This is a genomic window from Escherichia sp. KTE172 (genome assembly GCF_000408845.1).
GTDB lineage: Bacteria > Pseudomonadota > Gammaproteobacteria > Enterobacterales > Enterobacteriaceae > Escherichia > Escherichia coli.
This window is the reverse complement of sequence record NZ_KE137316.1, coordinates 68,669-87,522: the sequence shown is the minus strand read 5'-3', so window position 1 is coordinate 87,522 and position 18,854 is coordinate 68,669. Positions and strand designations below refer to the sequence as shown.

Sequence of the window (18,854 nt, the reverse complement as noted above, 5' to 3'; positions counted from 1 at the left end):
AAAATGTTGTCATTACAACAAGGCGGCTATATGACGCTCGCGCAGTTTGCCATGATTTTCTGGCACGACCTGGCAGCACCGATCCTGGCGGGAATTATTACCGCAGCGATTGTCAGCTGGTGGCGTAACCGGAAGTAAGGTGAAAACGGGCGTCAGGCTGCCGTGATGGCAATATGCGCCCGAAACCGGCCGCAGGGGTAACAGCCTGCGGCCTTTTTTGTCTTTATCTCTTCCACAAGTAAATATTGGCAACCCGAGCTGGAAGCATCATCCAGAGCACTCATGAAACGACTGTAACAGCTGTTGAAAAACCGGAATGCACTCTTCATTGCATACATTTCAGGGATGAAGTGAAGATTAATTGAGTCGTAGTATCCACACCAAGCCGGCGTTATCCGGTGAGGCGCAATGTTGCGGGGGCTCTATCCCTGGTGGCATTGGTTGCTGGAAAGAGAAAACCCCCGCACGTTGAGAGGTATAACCTGACAACAGAACGGGGGCTAATCTTGAACCAGAACAATTCAAGAATAGCCGCAAAATGTTGTCATTACAACAAGGCGGCTATATGACGCTCGCGCAGTTTGCCATGACTTTCTGGCACGACCTGGCAGCACCGATCCTGGCGGGAATTATTACCGCAGCGATTGTCAGCTGGTGGCGTAACCGGAAGTAAGGTGAAAACGGGCGTCAGGCTGCCGTGATGGCAATATGCGCCCGAAACCGGCCGCAGGAGTAACAGCCTGCGGCCTTTTTTGTATCCGGCCCCATGAAAAAAGCCTTAACGCAGAACGCTAAGGCTTTAGTTTTCAAGCAAAAAAGATTACTTGCTGGTATCCAGTTCTTCGAAACCTTTCACCAGATCATCAATCGCTTTCATCTGCTTGAGGAACGGTTCCAGTTTAGCCAGCGGCAGCGCGGATGGACCATCACATTTCGCATGTTCCGGATCCGGATGCGCTTCAATAAACAGCCCCGCCAGACCTACCGCCATACCGGCACGTGCCAGCTCAGCCACCTGAGCACGACGACCGCCGGAAGCTGCGCCAAACGGATCGCGGCATTGCAGTGCGTGGGTCACGTCGAAAATCACCGGTGAATTACCAGACACTTTCTTCATGATGCTGAAGCCCAGCATATCAACAACCAGGTTGTCATAGCCGAAGTTAGCACCGCGATCGCAAAGAATCACTTTTTCGTTGCCGCCTTCTTTGAATTTATCAACGATATTACCCATCTGTCCCGGGCTGACAAACTGCGGTTTCTTGACGTTAATTACCGCACCGGTTTTCGCCATGGCTTCAACCAGGTCAGTCTGGCGAGCAAGAAACGCCGGCAACTGAATCACATCCACGACATCCGCAACGGGCTGTGCCTGACTTGGTTCGTGAACGTCGGTGATAATTTTCACGCCAAAAGTCTGCTTCAACTCCTGGAAGATTTTCATCCCTTCTTCCAGGCCCGGTCCACGATAAGAGTGGATGGAGGAGCGGTTGGCTTTGTCAAAAGAGGCTTTGAACACGTAAGGGATACCCAGTTTCTGGGTCACGGTTACGTAGTGCTCGCAAATGCGCATCGCCAGATCGCGAGATTCCAGCACGTTCATACCGCCAAACAGTACGAACGGCAGGTCATTTGCTACGTTGATGTCGCCAATGCTAACCACTTTTTGTTTCATAGGATCGCCTTAATCTTGAGTAAAATGTCGATTAATTAATGCAGCACAATATGTTTATGCGCGATGTTATTTATTTGCGCACGGATCATTTCGCTGATCGGGTCTTCCGGACACTGTTCAACGAAATAACTTAAATCGTTCAACGCAACGTGTTCGCAATCCAGTTGCGCATAAATCAACCCGCGATCGCGAATTTCATAGGGATCTTCCGGGTTGAATTGTAATAAAGCTTCGCTGGTACGTAGCGCCAGCTCCATCTGATTTTCTTCCATCAACGAAGCTTTGAGTGTATCCAGCAATTTGCGGATTACCTCAATGTTATCAGCTTCATCAAGGTCTTCATAAAACAGTTCCGCAGACGGGCTGATATTTCCCTTTAACCATACGTCCAGCATATGTTCGCTTAACGATTCACCGTTAAAAGGATTAATCAGCCAAATTTCGCCATCCGGACATTCAATGCGCAATATCAGCTGCGTAGGGAAAATCACCGGCAGCAGCGGCAAATCGAGACGATTCGCGACCCATAATAAAACGGCACCTAATGATACCGCACTGCCCTGTCGATTCTTTAACACCTGGTCCAGCCATAATGCATCGGAAAGACGATAAACGCCGCGTGAGGCTTTAAATCCCCAGTCGCCGTAAAACAGCGCGATCAGTTTTTCCAGCTGCTCTTCTAAAGGCAGAAGCTGGCTGATTTCTTCCTTCGCCAGACTAACGAGACGCTCCAGTTCGTCGTAAACATCTTGCGAGGGAAAATCGCGGCGGATTGCTTCGCAAGCCAGGATCATGCCTTCGCACAATGGCGCTTTATTAAATTCGAAATCAGCTAACGATCTCATGACTTACCCCAGTAACGGTACTTTTGTGGTGGCGAGTTTAATGATGATGTACAGCACCACCAACGCCAGCGGGAAGGCAATAATGCGCGCCTGCTGACTGTGCATACGACGATAATCGAGTGCAATAAAACCCAAAACGATATAAATGATAACTCCAAACAGCTTTTCAGTCAGCCACTGTGCCTGCCCGGAAAATGGCAGGATGTGCGCTTTAGCCATCAACGCAATGCCACTTAACAATAACAGCGTATCGACAACCGGCGGCACAATGCGCGTCCAGCGCGCAAATGCCTGAGGATGCTTCTGATAACGTAGCCAGAAACGTAAGGTTAATAGCCCTACAGAAAGCGCAATGCTAATGAGATGAACGCTAAGCAGTGTAGAAAAAATTGTCATTGATAATAGCGGCCGAGCGTTACGCGCTCGTTATCACCATAGTCCCGACAGGTTTCGACGTCATGATATCCCGCGTGGATAAATGCCTGTCGCACCGCTTCGCCCTGCTGCCAACCATGTTCCAGAAGCAGAAAGCCGCCGGATACCAGCGCGTTACGCGACTGTTCGATGATATGCACGATGTCTGCCATTCCACTGTCTGCCGCAACCAGCGCAGTGAGCGGCTCAAAGCGGACATCGCCTTGTTGAAGATGTGGGTCCTGCTCGTCAATATACGGCGGATTACTGACAATCATCGCAAACTGCTGCCCGGCTAGCGCGCTAAACCAGTCGCTTTGCAGAATATGGATGTTTTTGATCGCCAGATTCTGGGCATTACGTTGCGCCAGAGAGACAGCATCTGGCATACGATCTACAGCGGTAATTTCGCAGTCCGGGCGCTCGCTAGCCAGCGCCAGCGCAATCGCCCCGGTACCCGTCCCGAGATCGAGAATACGGCAAGGTTGTTCAGGCAACCGCGCCAGTGCCTGCTCCACCAGACACTCCGTATCCGGGCGCGGAATTAAGGTCGCTGGCGAAACAAATAACGGCAACGACCAGAATTCTCGCACCCCGGTTAAATGAGCAATGGGTTCACCATCGCGACGACGTGTCAGTAGCGCATCAAGTTGCTGACATTGTTCGTCAGTCAGCTGCGTTTCACCAAAGGCGAGAATAAAAGTACGCCCTTTGCCGGTAACATGCTCCAGCAGGATTTCAGCATCACGCCGCGGGCTTTCGCTCGCCTGAAGTTGGCTTATTGCTTCACGTAACCAGTGTTGATATTCCATTATTCCTGCTCGGACAACGCCGCCAGTTGGTCGGCCTGATGTTCCTGGATAATCGGTTCAATCAGCATATCCAGCTTACCTTCCATCACTTCATCCAGGCGGTAGAGCGTCAGGTTGATGCGGTGATCGGTAACGCGCCCCTGCGGGAAGTTGTAAGTACGGTTACGGTCGCTGCGATCGCCACTCCCCAGCAGGTTACGACGGGTAGACGCTTCGGCCTGTTGCCGTTTTGCCATTTCTGCAGCGTGGATGCGAGCACCGAGTACAGAAAGTGCTTTAGCTTTGTTTTTATGTTGTGAACGTTCGTCCTGACATTCAACAACAATCCCGGTCGGCAAGTGAGTAATACGAATTGCCGAATCGGTGGTGTTAACGTGCTGACCACCCGCCCCTGACGAGCGGAAAGTATCAATGCGCAAATCTGCCGGGTTGATGTCCGGCAGTTCTGCGTCAGGCAGTTCTGGCATTACCGCAACGGTACAAGCAGAAGTATGAATACGCCCCTGCGATTCCGTAGCAGGAACACGTTGCACGCGATGACCGCCAGATTCGAATTTCAAACGACCATATACACCATCACCGCTAATTTTGGCGATGATCTCTTTATAACCACCATGTTCACCCTCGCTGGCGCTCATGATTTCTACCCGCCAGCGGCGGGCTTCGGCATAACGGCTGTACATACGGAACAGATCGCCTGCGAACAGCGCCGCTTCGTCGCCGCCGGTTCCGGCACGGACTTCGAGGAAGGCGTTACGTTCGTCATCAGGATCTTTTGGTAGTAACAGAACCTGTAATTGCTGTTCCAGTTGCTCGCTTTTTTCTTTAGCTTCACGCAGTTCATCCTGCGCCATCTCACGCATTTCAGGATCGTCGAGCATCATCTGTGCGGTTTCGATATCTTCCTGAACCTGTTGCCAGTCGGTAAAACAGCGCGAAACATCACTTAACTGCGCATATTCGCGTGATAATGCGCGAAAACGTTCCTGGTCGGCGATAGTTTGCGCGTCACCCAGCAACGCCTGAACTTCTTCATGGCGTTCATGCAGGGCTTCCAGTTTGGCAACGATAGAAGGCTTCATAGGCGTAAATGCACCCTGTAAAAAAGAAAATGATGTACTGCTACTCCAGCCCGAGGCTGTCGCGCAGAATATTCAGGCGTTCGTTATCCCCGTCACGGGCGGCCTGTTGAAGTGATTTCGTTGGCGCATGGATCAGGCGGTTAGTCAGTTTCCATGCCAGATCCTGCATAATGGCTTGTGCGTCGCCGCCCTGCTCAAGGGCCGCTAACGCTTTGGCGGTTAACTCATCGCGAACTTGCTCTGCCTGGCTGCGATACTCGCGAATGGTTTCGCTGGCGCTTTGTGCACGCAGCCACGCCATAAATTCGCTGGTTTCCTGAGCGACAATAGTTTCCGCCTCAACCGCTGCGGCTTTACGCTGCGCCAGGTTGTGCGAAATGATGCTTTGCAGATCGTCCACGCTATAAAGATAAGCATTCGCCAGTTTGCCAACTTCCGGCTCAACATCGCGCGGAACGGCAATATCCACCAACAGCATTGGTTGGTTGCGACGGCTTTTTAATGCGCGCTCCACCATGCCTTTCCCGATAATCGGTAACGGGCTGGCGGTGGAACTAATGATGATATCGGCTTCGCGCAGACGCTCGTCGATATCGCTCAGGGCAATCACTTCCGCGCCGACTTCATCTGCCAGAATTTGGGCACGTTCGCGAGTGCGGTTGGCGATAATCATCTTCTGTACTTTGTGTTCGCGCAGATGACGCGCCACCAGCTCGATGGTTTCGCCCGCACCCACCAGCAGTACCGTCACCGTAGAGAGCGATTCAAAGATCTGCCGCGCCAGCGTACAAGCCGCAAAAGCGACAGACACAGCACTGGCACCGATATCTGTTTCAGTGCGAACACGTTTCGCTACAGAGAAAGATTTCTGGAACATGCGTTCCAGTTCGCTGGCTTTCATATGACCTTTTTGCGAATCAGCAAAGGCTTTTTTTACCTGACCGAGGATCTGCGGCTCCCCCAGAACCAGTGAATCCAGGCCGCTGGCAACACGCATTAAATGGCTAACCGCGTCGTTATCCTGATGCCAGTAGAGGCTTTTGCGCAGGTCTTCTTCATTAAGATTGTGATAATCGCAAAGCCAGCGGATTAACGCCTCTTGCAGGTTATCCTGCTCTTCAACGCTAAGATAAAGTTCCGTGCGATTGCACGTCGACAGCACCACGCCGCCCTGCACCATCGGCTGCGCAAGCAGGCTGTCAAGCGCCTGATCGAGCTTATCCGGCGAAAACGATACACGTTCTCGCAGCGATACAGGTGCCGTTTTATGGTTGATACCGAGTGCTAAAAGGGTCATGTCTGCGGGAAATAATACCAACGTTGATAGGGTTAGTCTGCTTGCATCATACAGGATGCGTAAGATCAATAAAAGAGAGCGCCCCCTTTTGGAGTAATTGCCGAAAGCCGTTAGATTCTGGCAATTAAGACAACTTGAACATAGACGATAGCGGACGGTAACGCTAGCATTAAGGGTTATAACTGCAACGTATCTCAAGGACTTGTCATCACTATGCCCCTGCCCGATTTTCGTCTTATCCGCCTACTACCGCTGGCTGCTCTTGTGCTCACTGCCTGTTCCGTTACCACGCCCAAAGGTCCTGGCAAAAGCCCGGATTCGCCACAATGGCGTCAGCATCAGCAAGACGTGCGCAATCTTAATCAGTATCAAACTCGCGGCGCGTTCGCTTATATTTCTGACCAACAAAAAGTGTACGCCCGTTTCTTCTGGCAGCAAACTGGCCAGGATCGCTACCGTCTGCTGCTGACTAACCCATTGGGCAGCACGGAACTGGAGCTGAATGCTCAACCGGGTAACGTGCAGTTAGTCGACAATAAAGGCCAGCGTTATACCGCCGATGACGCCGAAGAGATGATTGGCAAATTGACCGGAATGCCAATTCCGCTCAACAGCTTGCGCCAGTGGATTTTAGGTTTACCGGGTGATGCAACCGACTACAAACTGGACGACCAGTACCGCCTGAGCGAAATCACCTACAGCCAGAATGGCAAAAACTGGAAAGTTGTTTACGGTGGTTATGACACAAAAACTCAACCTGCGATGCCAGCCAATATGGAACTCACCGACGGTGGTCAACGCATCAAGTTAAAAATGGATAACTGGATAGTGAAATAATGCGGACACAGTGGCCCTCTCCGGCAAAACTTAATCTGTTTTTATACATTACCGGTCAGCGTGCGGATGGTTACCACACGCTGCAAACGCTGTTTCAGTTTCTTGATTACGGCGACACCATCAGCATTGAGCTTCGTGACGATGGGGATATTCGTCTGTTAACGCCCGTTGAAGGCGTGGAACATGAAGATAACCTGATCGTTCGCGCAGCACGGTTGTTGATGAAAACTGCGGCAGACAGCGGGCGTCTTCCGACGGGAAGCGGTGCGGATATCAGCATTGACAAGCGTTTGCCGATGGGCGGCGGTCTCGGCGGTGGTTCATCCAATGCCGCGACGGTCCTGGTGGCATTAAATCATCTCTGGCAATGCGGGCTAAGCATGGATGAGCTGGCGGAAATGGGGCTGACGCTGGGCGCAGATGTTCCTGTCTTTGTTCGGGGGCATGCCGCGTTTGCCGAAGGCGTTGGTGAAATACTAACGCCGGTGGATCCGCCAGAGAAGTGGTATCTGGTGGCGCACCCTGGTGTAAGTATTCCGACACCGGTGATTTTTAAAGATCCTGAACTCCCGCGCAATACGCCAAAAAGGTCAATAGAAACGTTGCTAAAATGTGAATTCAGCAATGATTGCGAGGTTATCGCAAGAAAACGTTTTCGCGAGGTTGATGCGGTGCTTTCCTGGCTGTTAGAATACGCCCCGTCGCGCCTGACTGGGACAGGGGCCTGTGTCTTTGCTGAATTTGATACAGAGTCTGAAGCCCGCCAGGTGCTAGAGCAAGCCCCGGAATGGCTCAATGGCTTTGTGGCGAAAGGCGTTAATCTTTCCCCATTGCACAGAGCCATGCTTTAAGCCGGGCAAGCTGAGTTTCGGTGACAACGTCACCTTGTTCCAGACGTTGCATCGCGCTCTTTAATACACCGCCTGGAAAGAATCATGCCTGGCCCGCACAGTTTTCGGCAGATTCTTTCCACCAATGGACGCATGCCTGAGGTTCTTCTCGTGCCTGATATGAAGCTTTTTGCTGGTAACGCCACCCCGGAACTAGCACAACGTATTGCCAACCGCCTGTACACTTCACTCGGCGACGCCGCTGTAGGTCGCTTTAGCGACGGCGAAGTCAGCGTACAAATTAACGAAAATGTACGCGGTGGTGATATTTTCATCATCCAGTCCACTTGTGCCCCTACTAACGACAACCTGATGGAATTAGTCGTTATGGTTGATGCCCTGCGTCGTGCTTCCGCAGGTCGTATCACCGCTGTTATCCCCTACTTTGGCTATGCGCGCCAGGACCGTCGCGTCCGTTCCGCTCGTGTACCAATCACTGCGAAAGTGGTTGCAGACTTCCTCTCCAGCGTCGGTGTTGACCGTGTGCTGACAGTGGATCTGCACGCTGAACAGATTCAGGGTTTCTTCGACGTTCCGGTTGATAACGTATTTGGTAGCCCGATCCTGCTGGAAGACATGCTGCAGCTGAATCTGGATAACCCTATTGTGGTTTCTCCGGACATCGGCGGCGTTGTGCGTGCCCGCGCTATCGCTAAGCTGCTGAACGATACCGATATGGCAATCATCGACAAACGTCGTCCGCGTGCGAACGTTTCCCAGGTGATGCATATCATCGGTGACGTTGCAGGTCGTGACTGCGTACTGGTCGATGATATGATCGATACTGGCGGTACGCTGTGTAAAGCTGCTGAAGCTCTGAAAGAACGTGGTGCTAAACGTGTATTTGCGTACGCGACTCACCCGATCTTCTCTGGCAACGCGGCGAACAACCTGCGTAACTCTGTAATTGATGAAGTCGTTGTCTGCGATACCATTCCGCTGAGCGATGAAATCAAATCACTGCCGAACGTGCGTACTCTGACCCTGTCAGGTATGCTGGCCGAAGCGATTCGTCGTATCAGCAACGAAGAATCGATCTCTGCCATGTTCGAACACTAATCGAACCCGGCTCAAAGACCCGCTGCGGCGGGTTTTTTTGTCTGTAATATCCATTTGTATGACCTATGCCTCCTTCACCTGCCATTTAGTTGACAGATGATGCGCTCACGGATGAAACATTATTGTGAACAAAATATTTTCCTCACATGTGATGCCTTTCCGCGCTCTGATCGACGCTTGCTGGAAAGAAAAATATACTGCCGCACGGTTTACCCGTGACCTGATTGCCGGGATAACCGTCGGGATTATTGCTATCCCGCTGGCAATGGCGTTGGCTATTGGTAGTGGTGTGGCACCCCAGTACGGTTTATATACCGCAGCTGTTGCGGGGATTGTCATTGCTCTGACGGGTGGGTCACGCTTTAGCGTTTCCGGTCCGACTGCGGCATTTGTGGTAATTCTCTATCCCGTTTCGCAACAGTTTGGACTGGCAGGACTGCTGGTCGCGACACTCATGTCAGGTGTCTTTTTGATCCTGATGGGGCTGGCACGTTTTGGACGCTTGATTGAATATATTCCGGTTTCCGTGACCTTAGGTTTCACCTCGGGTATCGGGATCACCATCGGTACCATGCAGATTAAAGATTTTCTCGGTCTGCAAATGGCCCATGTCCCGGAGCATTATCTACAAAAAGTCGGCGCATTATTTATGGCGTTGCCGACCATTAATGTGGGTGATGCTGCCATTGGCATTGTGACGCTTGGCATTCTGGTTTTCTGGCCGCGTCTGGGCATTCGTTTGCCTGGTCACCTTCCGGCCTTGCTGGCTGGTTGCGCGGTGATGGGGATTGTTAACCTGCTCGGCGGGCATGTTGCTACCATCGGATCGCAATTCCACTACGTTCTGGCAGATGGTTCTCAGGGTAACGGTATTCCGCAACTGCTGCCGCAACTGGTACTACCGTGGGACCTGCCCAATTCAGAATTTACCCTCACCTGGGATTCTATTCGCACACTGCTGCCTGCGGCATTCTCAATGGCAATGCTCGGCGCAATCGAATCTCTGCTCTGCGCCGTGGTACTGGATGGTATGACCGGAACGAAACACAAAGCGAACAGCGAACTGGTTGGACAGGGACTGGGGAATATCATCGCCCCGTTCTTTGGTGGTATTACCGCTACAGCTGCCATCGCGCGTTCTGCCGCTAACGTCCGTGCCGGGGCAACTTCCCCTATCTCGGCGGTGATCCACTCTATTCTGGTTATTCTTGCCCTGCTGGTACTGGCACCGCTGCTCTCCTGGCTGCCGCTTTCCGCCATGGCTGCCCTGCTGTTGATGGTGGCGTGGAACATGAGTGAAGCGCACAAAGTGGTCGACTTGCTGCGTCATGCGCCGAAAGATGACATCATCGTCATGCTGCTGTGCATGTCGCTGACTGTGCTGTTTGATATGGTTATTGCCATCAGCGTGGGGATCGTGCTGGCATCGCTACTGTTTATGCGTCGTATCGCACGTATGACTCGCCTGGCACCGGTAGTCGTAGACGTTCCAGACGATGTTCTGGTTCTGCGCGTTATTGGTCCGCTGTTTTTTGCTGCCGCTGAAGGCTTGTTCACGGACCTGGAGTCACGTCTTGAAGGCAAACGGATTGTGATTCTGAAGTGGGATGCCGTTCCGGTACTTGATGCTGGTGGTCTTGATGCGTTCCAGCGTTTTGTGAAGCGTCTGCCCGAAGGATGTGAACTGCGCGTGTGCAACCTGGAATTCCAGCCACTGCGCACGATGGCTCGCGCAGGCATTCAACCGATCCCGGGACGCCTCGCATTCTTCCCGAATCGTCGCGCGGCGATGGCGGATTTATAAGTACGAGATTGACCAGTCAGCGCAAACTGACTGGTCAGCAAACTGCATTATTTGTTAGCTATGACGGCGATTATCGCTACGGCGGCAACGTTTGTCATAGTGGCGAACCCACCAGTAACGGTCGCACACCTGTTCATGCCCGCCAACACGGGCACCCGCCAGCCAGAGAATGGCACCGACGAAAATACTTAGCACTGCACCATGTGCGAAATACTGGGGCATATTAAACTGTGGTAACTGGTTGAGGATTGAATACCCCACGCCGACCACCATTACCACCAGACCCAACCCCATGAGCACGTTACCGAGTAACGAAGCGTTTTTGCGTTTCATATGTCACCTCCGGAACTTTCTGGGTTGTAACAGGGAATACCCCTCTTCCTTATGTGTAAAGTATAGACAACACCCTGTGGGTTATGTGCGGGCGTGATCACAATTACAACCCTTATTTCAACAAAACTTTACAAATAAACGCCTGAACACCTTGACTTTCTAATAGTCCACTCAGGCAATTATTGCGTTATCTGCATTTGATACGCAGTTTTTTGTCAAGCGGGGCCGCAACCAGTAAACTACGCGCCAGTTATGTACACACTCAGGACAAAAAAACGTGACGATTAAATTGATTGTCGGCCTGGCGAACCCCGGCGCTGAATACGCCGCAACGCGACATAATGCTGGTGCCTGGTTCGTTGACTTACTGGCAGAGCGATTGCGCGCTCCGCTGCGCGAAGAGGCTAAATTCTTTGGTTATACTTCGCGAGTCACCCTTGGAGGCGAAGATGTCCGCCTGTTAGTCCCGACTACATTTATGAATCTCAGCGGCAAAGCCGTTGCGGCGATGGCCAGTTTTTTCCGCATTAATCCGGACGAAATTCTGGTGGCCCACGACGAACTGGATCTGCCTCTTGGCGTCGCCAAATTTAAGTTGGGCGGTGGCCATGGTGGTCACAATGGACTGAAAGACATCATCAGTAAATTGGGTAATAACCCTAACTTTCACCGTTTACGCATCGGAATCGGTCATCCGGGCGATAAAAATAAAGTTGTTGGTTTTGTATTAGGCAAACCGCCTGTTAGTGAACAGAAGTTAATTGATGAAGCCATCGACGAAGCGGCGCGTTGTACTGAAATGTGGTTTACAGATGGCTTGACCAAGGCAACGAACCGATTGCACGCCTTTAAAGCACAATAAGTCGTTGTCTGCGGCATTTTTGCCGAGTGCCGTGTATAATAGGCAAAGTTATTTCCATTTCTGCAATCTGTTAGCAATAACAGGTTGATTATTAAGATATTAAGGTGATTTAAATCATGGGATTCAAATGCGGTATCGTCGGTTTGCCCAACGTCGGGAAATCTACCCTGTTCAACGCGCTGACCAAAGCCGGTATTGAAGCGGCCAACTTTCCATTCTGCACCATCGAGCCGAACACAGGCGTCGTACCAATGCCTGACCCTCGCCTGGATCAACTGGCTGAAATCGTAAAACCGCAGCGTACGCTTCCCACGACCATGGAATTTGTCGATATCGCCGGTCTGGTAAAAGGCGCATCGAAAGGCGAAGGTCTGGGTAACCAGTTCCTGACCAACATCCGTGAAACTGAAGCGATCGGTCACGTTGTTCGCTGCTTTGAAAATGACAACATCATTCACGTTTCCGGCAAAGTTAACCCGGCTGATGATATTGAAGTTATCAACACCGAACTGGCGCTGGCGGACCTCGACACCTGCGAACGTGCGATTCATCGCGTACAGAAGAAAGCCAAAGGTGGCGATAAAGACGCGAAAGCCGAGCTGGCGGTACTGGAAAAATGCCTGCCGCAGCTGGAAAACGCAGGTATGCTGCGCGCGCTGGATTTAAGCGCTGAAGAGAAAGCGGCTATTCGTTACCTGAGCTTCCTGACGCTGAAACCAACAATGTACATCGCCAACGTCAACGAAGACGGTTTTGAAAACAACCCGTATCTTGACCAGGTGCGTGAAATCGCGGCGAAAGAAGGTTCTGTTGTGGTTCCGGTTTGTGCTGCTGTTGAAGCAGACATTGCCGAACTGGACGACGAAGAACGTGACGAGTTTATGCAGGAGCTTGGACTGGAAGAGCCGGGCCTGAACCGTGTGATCCGTGCCGGTTATAAGCTGCTGAACCTGCAAACTTACTTCACCGCTGGGGTGAAAGAAGTACGTGCATGGACCATTCCGGTTGGTGCAACCGCGCCGCAGGCCGCTGGCAAAATCCATACTGATTTTGAAAAAGGCTTTATCCGTGCACAAACTATTTCGTTCGAAGATTTCATCACTTACAAAGGTGAACAAGGCGCGAAAGAAGCAGGCAAAATGCGTGCAGAAGGCAAAGATTACATCGTTAAAGATGGCGATGTAATGAACTTCCTGTTCAATGTCTAATTAATTTGTTGTCTCATGAGGTTTCGCTAAATCTCATGAAGAGCGCAAAAGTATATAAAATCCACGCAATTGCGTGGATTTTTCATTTTACCGAGTCCTAACCATTCTTATAACATCCTACACTTTTGTGCTTATTGCCTATAGTGAACCACCAGAATAATTAAAGACATAAGTGTTCAGATGAGGGATATCTCATTAGCAATGAGATAACGTAAGTTTGTGTTCCACTGCACATCAGACACCTTTTACAGCTGATCAATATTGATCACGCTCCAATATGCTGGCGAGAAAAGGACTTGCCTGAAGGGCAATATCCAGCAGATAAAGCCCCCGAATAACGTGATTACGTGCGATCCTGGCAAGATGAAAATGATAACCAGTAGCACGATAATAACGATAAGCCAGAAAATCCATTGATCAAAAATGAATATCGATGTTTTTTGCTTTTTCTTATTAGTAATGCAAAAATGGCTCATATTGTTTTTGTTATGCAGATACATCAAGCGAAAATCCCATAACTAATTAGGATTATTACCAAAAATATTCACCAAATTATTTAACCGCTGTTTGTTGTAATGTTTTTGTCATATTCATAGTAACGAATTGGAATAAGTAACGACAACTTAGGGAATAACTCGATCTAAACTCACCTTTGTAAGGAGGATGTTAAATATATATTAATTCCTGTGTTCCTGATTTTGCCCGGTAATAGAGAATTATTCTCAGAGCAGCTCATCATGATTGCACCATACAAATATCATGATGATAAGAGGATATTATTCATTGACTTAAACAAAATGACAAAATCCATAGACCCATAGCCTGGGTACTATATAGGAGTGGTATGGGCATCAAACAACACAATGGGAATACCAAAGCCGATCGTCTCGCTGAATTAAAAATCCGTTCGCCCTCCATTCAACTGATAAAATATGGCGCTATTGGTTTGAATGCAATTATCTTTTCCCCCCTGCTGATAGCTGCTGATTTAGGAAGTCAAAATGGCACCAATATTACTATTAGTGATGGTGACAGAATTACAGGAGATACCGCCGATCCATCAGGAAACCTCTATGGTGTAATGACCCCAGCAGGAAACACGCCTGGCAATATCAACCTGGGTAATGATGTCACCGTCAATGTCAACGACGCCTCTGGATATGCAAAGGGAATCATTATTCAGGGCAAGAACAGCTCCCTGACAGCTAACCGACTCACAGTAGATGTTGTTGGTCAAACCTCTGCCATCGGCATTAATTTAATTGGTGACTATACCCATGCTGACTTAGGCACAGGCAGCACCATTAAGAGTAACGATGACGGCATCATTATTGGACATAGCTCAACACTAACAGCCACTCAATTCACCATTGAAAACTCGAACGGTATAGGCCTAACCATCAATGACTATGGCACCAGTGTCGATCTTGGAAGCGGAAGTAAAATCAAGACCGATGGAAGTACAGGTGTTTATATCGGTGGTCTCAACGGCAATAACGCCAATGGTGCTGCGCGTTTTACGGCGACAGACCTGACAATCGATGTTCAGGGCTACAGCGCCATGGGGATAAACGTACAGAAAAACTCTGTTGTCGATCTCGGAACAAACAGTACCATTAAAACCAATGGCGATAATGCACACGGCCTCTGGAGCTTTGGCCAGGTGAGCGCGAATGCACTCACTGTTGATGTAACTGGAGCCGTGGCAAATGGCGTCGAAGTTCGTGGTGGTACAACCACTATCGGTGCTGATAGCCATATTTCTTCCGCGCAGGGCGGTGGCCTCGTAACCAGTGGTTCAGACGCGACAATCAATTTTTCTGGCACGGCAGCGCAACGAAACAGCATCTTTTCCAGCGGTTCTTATGGTGCCTCAGCCCAGACGGCAACGGCTGTTATCAACATGCAAAATACCGATATTACGGTTGATCGTAATGACAGTCTGGCGCTGGGTTTGTGGGCGCTCAGCGGCGGTAGAATAACCGGAGACAGTTTGGCTATCACCGGCGCGGCAGGAGCCAGGGGGATTTATGCCATGACCAACAGCCAGATCGATCTCACGAGCGATCTGGTCATTGATATGAGTACACCCGACCAGATGGCCATCGCAACGCAACATGACGATGGTTATGCCGCCAGCCGCATCAACGCTTCGGGTCGTATGCTTATCAACGGTAGCGTTCTCTCCAAAGGTGGGCTAATCAATCTGGATATGCACCCAGGGTCGGTTTGGACAGGTTCTTCCCTCAGCGATAATGTCAATGGCGGGAAACTGGACGTTACAATGAATAACAGCGTCTGGAACGTAACAAGTAATTCTAATCTCGACACGCTGGCGCTGAGCCATTCAACTGTCGATTTTGCCAGCCACACGTCAACTGCCGGCACATTCACCACATTAAACGTAGAGAACCTGAGCGGTAACAGTACCTTTATTATGCGTGCTGATGTTGTTGGCGAGGGTAATGGCGTTAATAATAAAGGGGATTTATTGAATATCAGCGGGAGTAGTGCTGGTAATCACGTATTGGCTATCCGTAACCAGGGCAGCGAGGCCACAACGGGAAATGAAGTTCTGACAGTGGTAAAAACCACTGACGGCGCGGCCTCGTTCAGCGCGTCTTCTCAGGTTGAGTTGGGAGGATATCTGTATGATGTGCGTAAAAATGGCACTAACTGGGAGCTCTACGCTTCCGGGACAATTCCGGAGCCGACTCCAAATCCTGAGCCCACACCAGCTCCCGCTCAGCCTCCCATAGTCAACCCCGATCCTACGCCTAACCCCACTCCCACACCTAAACCCACCACGACCGCAGATGCTGGCGGCAATTATCTCAATGTCGGTTACTTATTGAACTATGTTGAAAACCGTACGCTGATGCAACGGATGGGTGACCTGCGAAATCAGAGTAAAGACGGTAATATCTGGTTGCGCAGTTATGGGGGAAGCCTGGACTCCTTTGCCAGTGGCAAACTGAGCGGCTTTGACATGGGTTACAGCGGTATCCAGTTTGGTGGGGATAAACGTCTCTCTGATGAAATGCCGTTGTATGTCGGTCTGTATATTGGCTCAACACATGCATCGCCGGACTATAGCGGAGGCGACGGTACCGCACGTTCAGACTACATGGGAATGTACGCCAGTTACATGGCACACAGCGGTTTTTACAGCGATCTCGTTGTAAAAGCATCACGCCAGAAAAATAGTTTCCACGTACTGGACAGTCAGAACAACGGCGTTAATGCCAACGGCACTGCGAATGGAATGAGTATCGCCCTGGAAGCCGGGCAGAGGTTCAACCTGACCCCTACTGGTTATGGGTTCTATATAGAGCCGCAAACCCAGCTCACATACAGCCACCAGAATGAGATGGCTATGAAGGCGAGTAATGGCCTCAATATACATCTGAATCACTACGAATCGCTGCTGGGGCGTGCCAGCATGATACTGGGATATGACATCACCGCAGGCAACAGCCAGCTGAATGTCTATGTGAAGACTGGCGCTATCCGCGAGTTTTCAGGGGATACCGAATATCTGTTGAACAACTCCCGGGAGAAGTACAGTTTCAAAGGTAATGGCTGGAATAACGGCGTGGGAGTCAGTGCACAGTATAACAAACAGCACACATTCTATCTCGAAGCGGATTACACGCAGGGTAACCTCTTTGATCAGAAGCAAGTCAACGGAGGATATCGCTTCAGCTTTTAAGTGGGGGATAGACAAGCCCTTAAACGATGCTGAAAATTGTTAGCGTGCGCCGGAATGAAATACAGATCACTCTGATGTATCATAAATCGTTTCTGTCTTTCATACCCGGCGCTTAAACTGCCCTGCATCAATGCCATGTTGCTTCATTTTCCGCCACAGCGTAGTGCGGCCGATTCCAAGTAAAGCCGACATTTCCTGAATGCGACCGCCTGTGACCTGGGCTGCGTTAATAATTGCCTCTTTTTCAACTTCCGCAAATGACAGACTGGTGGAAAGGCGGGTGGCGCTGACATCATCTGTCGCCTGCTCGGTAAACAGATGTTCAGGTAAATCACTGACGCGAATGCGCCCGTTATCACTACTCAGAGCAAGATTCTCGATGACGCTGTAAAGTTCAAAATCGTTGCCTGGCCATGCACAAGAAACCAGGCGAGCGAGGGCATCGTCGTCAATTTTCAGACGCGTAGAGAAGCGTTTTTCAAGACTGCGTAATTTGTTATTCACCAGCGCCGGAATGCTGCCACGCCGCATACGCAGAGGCGGGATGGTAATTTCAAATGCATGCAGCGCGTAATACAGCTGGCGACTAAAGCGATTTTGTTCCACCAGCATTGCCAGGTCCGCGGTCGTTGTGGCAATCACTTTGACATCAATGGGTATTAAACGCCGCGCATCCAGTCGCGTGATAACCCCCTGCTTGATAACCTGAAGCAAAGCAGACTGTAACTCCACCGCCAGATATTCAATCTTTTCAAGAAACAGCGTGCCACCGTGCGCCAGTTCCAGCCGACTCAGACGGCCATTTTCATTGTCCGTGCGATCGCCGCCAATAAATTCTTCCGCCAGCGCCGCATCACCATATAACTCACAATTGACGGCGATATAAGGCCCCGCTGCACGCTCACTTTCATTATGAATGGCCTGACTTAGCAGTGCCTTACCCACGCCCTCTTCTCCACAAAGCAGGACAGGAAAGCTACTGCGCGCCGCCTGGCGACCAAAATGAATCAAGCGGCGGGTTTGCGGATCCTCTTGTGGCATATGAGCGAAAGTATGGCTGACTTTTCCTAATTGACTGGTCATTAACTGCCGCATCTGTTCCACAGGATGGAGCAACAAAATAAAGCTGGTTCCCTGCGTTTCTATTATCGGTTTAAGGGTTATCACCGCATCAATAAACTGGTGCTGACTTTCAAAGGTTGCTTCTACGTGTTTGAGCGGATGTGCCTGTTTTATTGCTTGTTGCAATACGGCGGGTAACGTTAAGAGTTCAGTGATTGCCCTTCCCTGACTTGCCGTCGCGTCAAGGCGCAAGACCCGCGCCGCCTGGGCGTTGATAAATTGCAAATTACCCTGCTCGTCCCAGCTAATCACGCCATCATCCATACTTTCTAACAGGGCATTAAGTTGATTTAAATGACGGTTAGTTTCAGCGAGCAAACTGTCCGTCAGCAGTAAATTACCGACCTCTCGGGCGATTGCCAACGTCAACGGCAAATCAGCTGCGGTAGTTTGCTCAACCGGACACGCCAGCGCTATTGTTCCCGTCAATCGGCCCTTGCTGTCAAACAACGGCGTTGCACAAAAGGCCCAGTTCCAGAGTGCCTGTTTGAAATGTTGATCGGCCATCGTTTTCACGGCCTGACCAGAGATAGCCGCTAACGATAGCGCACAAGTACCAATAATTCCCTCGGCGCAATACGTGCCGTCATTGAATCCCAGTGTACTTAGTTGCTGCAAGGTTTGCGGATCGCCATTACGGCTGAGAATGCAGGCGGTTTCATCGAGGATAAGCAACGCACACTCTCGCGGTGCCATATATTCCCAGGCATCTTCCAGCGCAGCCTGCCCGAGCGTCAGCATCGCTTTCTTACGCCGATAAATAGACGCAAATGTCACGCCCTGGGCCTGGTGTGGTACGTTCCATGTCTCCCGTTTCATCAGCTTATTGCATCTCTCCCAGGAGGTTGCAATTAAGGGAGATATGCCCCGACCATCGTTGTTAAAAGCGCCACTCATATCCC

At 50.5% G+C, this 18,854-nt stretch carries 17 protein-coding genes; 9 read left to right on the top strand and 8 right to left on the bottom strand.

The window, feature by feature from the left end; translation table 11 throughout:
- Nucleotides 1–30 precede the first annotated feature (30 nt).
- Both G434_RS0124600 and G434_RS0124595 read left to right on the top strand, forming a co-directional pair.
- Complete coding sequence (locus tag G434_RS0124600) at nucleotides 31–138, top strand: type I toxin-antitoxin system toxin Ldr family protein (protein WP_000170955.1); 108 nt, start codon at nucleotides 31–33, stop codon at nucleotides 136–138.
- A 427-nt stretch (nucleotides 139–565) separates the two neighbouring features.
- Nucleotides 566–673, top strand: a complete 108-nt coding sequence (locus G434_RS0124595) for a type I toxin-antitoxin system toxin Ldr family protein (RefSeq protein WP_000170965.1) — start codon at nucleotides 566–568, stop codon at nucleotides 671–673.
- Nucleotides 674–820: 147 nt separating this feature from the next.
- Here the strand turns inward: G434_RS0124595 and kdsA are convergent, their stop codons facing one another.
- From kdsA to hemA, 6 genes are read right to left on the bottom strand one after another with little or no spacing between them, the layout of a single operon-like run.
- Nucleotides 821–1,675, bottom strand: coding sequence for a 3-deoxy-8-phosphooctulonate synthase (gene kdsA / locus G434_RS23145; RefSeq protein ID WP_000811065.1), 855 nt, complete (start codon nucleotides 1,673–1,675; stop codon nucleotides 821–823).
- 35 nt (nucleotides 1,676–1,710) lie between these two features.
- On the bottom strand, nucleotides 1,711–2,520 hold the full coding sequence (sirB1, locus tag G434_RS23150; RefSeq protein WP_001257044.1) for an invasion regulator SirB1: 810 nt from the start codon (nucleotides 2,518–2,520) through the stop codon (nucleotides 1,711–1,713).
- A gap of 3 nt (nucleotides 2,521–2,523) precedes the next feature.
- Nucleotides 2,524–2,916 carry an invasion regulator SirB2 gene (sirB2, locus tag G434_RS23155; protein ID WP_000151883.1) on the bottom strand — a complete coding sequence of 131 codons (393 nt, stop codon included), beginning with the start codon at nucleotides 2,914–2,916 and terminating at the stop codon, nucleotides 2,524–2,526.
- Complete coding sequence (gene prmC, locus G434_RS23160) at nucleotides 2,913–3,746, bottom strand: peptide chain release factor N(5)-glutamine methyltransferase (protein WP_000456458.1); 834 nt, start codon at nucleotides 3,744–3,746, stop codon at nucleotides 2,913–2,915. The genes sirB2 and prmC overlap by 4 nt, the downstream gene beginning before the upstream one ends.
- A complete protein-coding gene (prfA, locus tag G434_RS23165; RefSeq protein ID WP_000804726.1) occupies nucleotides 3,746–4,828 on the bottom strand; it encodes a peptide chain release factor 1 in 1,083 nt (360 codons plus the stop codon). Before prfA ends, prmC begins: the two co-directional genes overlap by 1 nt.
- A gap of 40 nt (nucleotides 4,829–4,868) precedes the next feature.
- Entirely contained in the window at nucleotides 4,869–6,125 is a 1,257-nt protein-coding gene (gene hemA, locus G434_RS23170; RefSeq protein WP_001299679.1) for a glutamyl-tRNA reductase, read from the bottom strand.
- 213 nt (nucleotides 6,126–6,338) lie between these two features.
- Between hemA and lolB the strand changes: the two genes are divergently transcribed.
- The 4 genes from lolB (at nucleotide 6,339) to dauA (ending at nucleotide 10,715) form a co-directional block, all read left to right on the top strand.
- The gene (lolB, locus tag G434_RS23175; RefSeq protein WP_001130692.1) at nucleotides 6,339–6,962 is read left to right on the top strand and encodes a lipoprotein insertase outer membrane protein LolB; all 624 of its coding nucleotides are present in this window, start codon (nucleotides 6,339–6,341) and stop codon (nucleotides 6,960–6,962) included.
- Nucleotides 6,962–7,813: a 4-(cytidine 5'-diphospho)-2-C-methyl-D-erythritol kinase gene (gene ispE / locus G434_RS23180; protein ID WP_001260323.1), complete on the top strand. Its 852-nt coding sequence runs from the start codon at nucleotides 6,962–6,964 to the stop codon at nucleotides 7,811–7,813. Before lolB ends, ispE begins: the two co-directional genes overlap by 1 nt.
- Nucleotides 7,814–7,963: 150 nt before the next feature.
- Nucleotides 7,964–8,911 (top strand): ribose-phosphate diphosphokinase, encoded by a 948-nt coding sequence (gene prs, locus G434_RS23185; RefSeq protein ID WP_001298109.1) that lies wholly within the window; start codon nucleotides 7,964–7,966, stop codon nucleotides 8,909–8,911.
- A 124-nt stretch (nucleotides 8,912–9,035) separates the two neighbouring features.
- Entirely contained in the window at nucleotides 9,036–10,715 is a 1,680-nt protein-coding gene (dauA, locus tag G434_RS23190) for a C4-dicarboxylic acid transporter DauA (protein WP_001033363.1), read from the top strand.
- A 54-nt stretch (nucleotides 10,716–10,769) separates the two neighbouring features.
- On the opposite strand, the gene ychH is transcribed toward dauA, so the two are convergent.
- Complete coding sequence (gene ychH, locus G434_RS23195; RefSeq protein ID WP_000823885.1) at nucleotides 10,770–11,048, bottom strand: stress-induced protein YchH; 279 nt, start codon at nucleotides 11,046–11,048, stop codon at nucleotides 10,770–10,772.
- Between the two features lie 277 nt (nucleotides 11,049–11,325).
- On the opposite strand from ychH, the gene pth reads away from it, so the two are divergent.
- From pth to G434_RS23215, 3 genes are all read left to right on the top strand, one after another.
- Complete coding sequence (gene pth / locus G434_RS23200) at nucleotides 11,326–11,910, top strand: aminoacyl-tRNA hydrolase (RefSeq protein ID WP_000152928.1); 585 nt, start codon at nucleotides 11,326–11,328, stop codon at nucleotides 11,908–11,910.
- Nucleotides 11,911–12,026: 116 nt separating this feature from the next.
- Nucleotides 12,027–13,118, top strand: a complete 1,092-nt coding sequence (ychF, locus tag G434_RS23205) for a redox-regulated ATPase YchF (RefSeq protein WP_000505866.1) — start codon at nucleotides 12,027–12,029, stop codon at nucleotides 13,116–13,118.
- 844 nt (nucleotides 13,119–13,962) lie between these two features.
- Nucleotides 13,963–16,830 carry an autotransporter outer membrane beta-barrel domain-containing protein gene (locus tag G434_RS23215; protein WP_001309459.1) on the top strand — a complete coding sequence of 956 codons (2,868 nt, stop codon included), beginning with the start codon at nucleotides 13,963–13,965 and terminating at the stop codon, nucleotides 16,828–16,830.
- Nucleotides 16,831–16,929: 99 nt separating this feature from the next.
- Here G434_RS23215 and dhaR read toward each other — a convergent pair whose 3' ends face one another.
- Entirely contained in the window at nucleotides 16,930–18,849 is a 1,920-nt protein-coding gene (dhaR, locus tag G434_RS23220; protein ID WP_001446681.1) for a dihydroxyacetone kinase operon transcriptional regulator DhaR, read from the bottom strand.
- Nucleotides 18,850–18,854: the final 5 nt, after the last annotated feature.

Excerpts from the sequence above, each read along its gene's own strand:
- G434_RS0124600 (WP_000170955.1), top strand. The coding sequence starts at position 31 with ATGACGCTCGCGCAGTTTGCCATGATTTTCTGGCACGACCTGGCAGCA.
- G434_RS0124595 (WP_000170965.1), top strand. The coding sequence starts at position 566 with ATGACGCTCGCGCAGTTTGCCATGACTTTCTGGCACGACCTGGCAGCA.
- kdsA (WP_000811065.1), bottom strand. The coding sequence starts at position 1,675 with ATGAAACAAAAAGTGGTTAGCATTGGCGACATCAACGTAGCAAATGAC.
- sirB1 (WP_001257044.1), bottom strand. The coding sequence starts at position 2,520 with ATGAGATCGTTAGCTGATTTCGAATTTAATAAAGCGCCATTGTGCGAA.
- sirB2 (WP_000151883.1), bottom strand. The coding sequence starts at position 2,916 with ATGACAATTTTTTCTACACTGCTTAGCGTTCATCTCATTAGCATTGCG.
- prmC (WP_000456458.1), bottom strand. The coding sequence starts at position 3,746 with ATGGAATATCAACACTGGTTACGTGAAGCAATAAGCCAACTTCAGGCG.
- prfA (WP_000804726.1), bottom strand. The coding sequence starts at position 4,828 with ATGAAGCCTTCTATCGTTGCCAAACTGGAAGCCCTGCATGAACGCCAT.
- hemA (WP_001299679.1), bottom strand. The coding sequence starts at position 6,125 with ATGACCCTTTTAGCACTCGGTATCAACCATAAAACGGCACCTGTATCG.
- lolB (WP_001130692.1), top strand. The coding sequence starts at position 6,339 with ATGCCCCTGCCCGATTTTCGTCTTATCCGCCTACTACCGCTGGCTGCT.
- ispE (WP_001260323.1), top strand. The coding sequence starts at position 6,962 with ATGCGGACACAGTGGCCCTCTCCGGCAAAACTTAATCTGTTTTTATAC.
- ychH (WP_000823885.1), bottom strand. The coding sequence starts at position 11,048 with ATGAAACGCAAAAACGCTTCGTTACTCGGTAACGTGCTCATGGGGTTG.
- ychF (WP_000505866.1), top strand. The coding sequence starts at position 12,027 with ATGGGATTCAAATGCGGTATCGTCGGTTTGCCCAACGTCGGGAAATCT.
- G434_RS23215 (WP_001309459.1), top strand. The coding sequence starts at position 13,963 with ATGGGCATCAAACAACACAATGGGAATACCAAAGCCGATCGTCTCGCT.
- dhaR (WP_001446681.1), bottom strand. The coding sequence starts at position 18,849 with ATGAGTGGCGCTTTTAACAACGATGGTCGGGGCATATCTCCCTTAATT.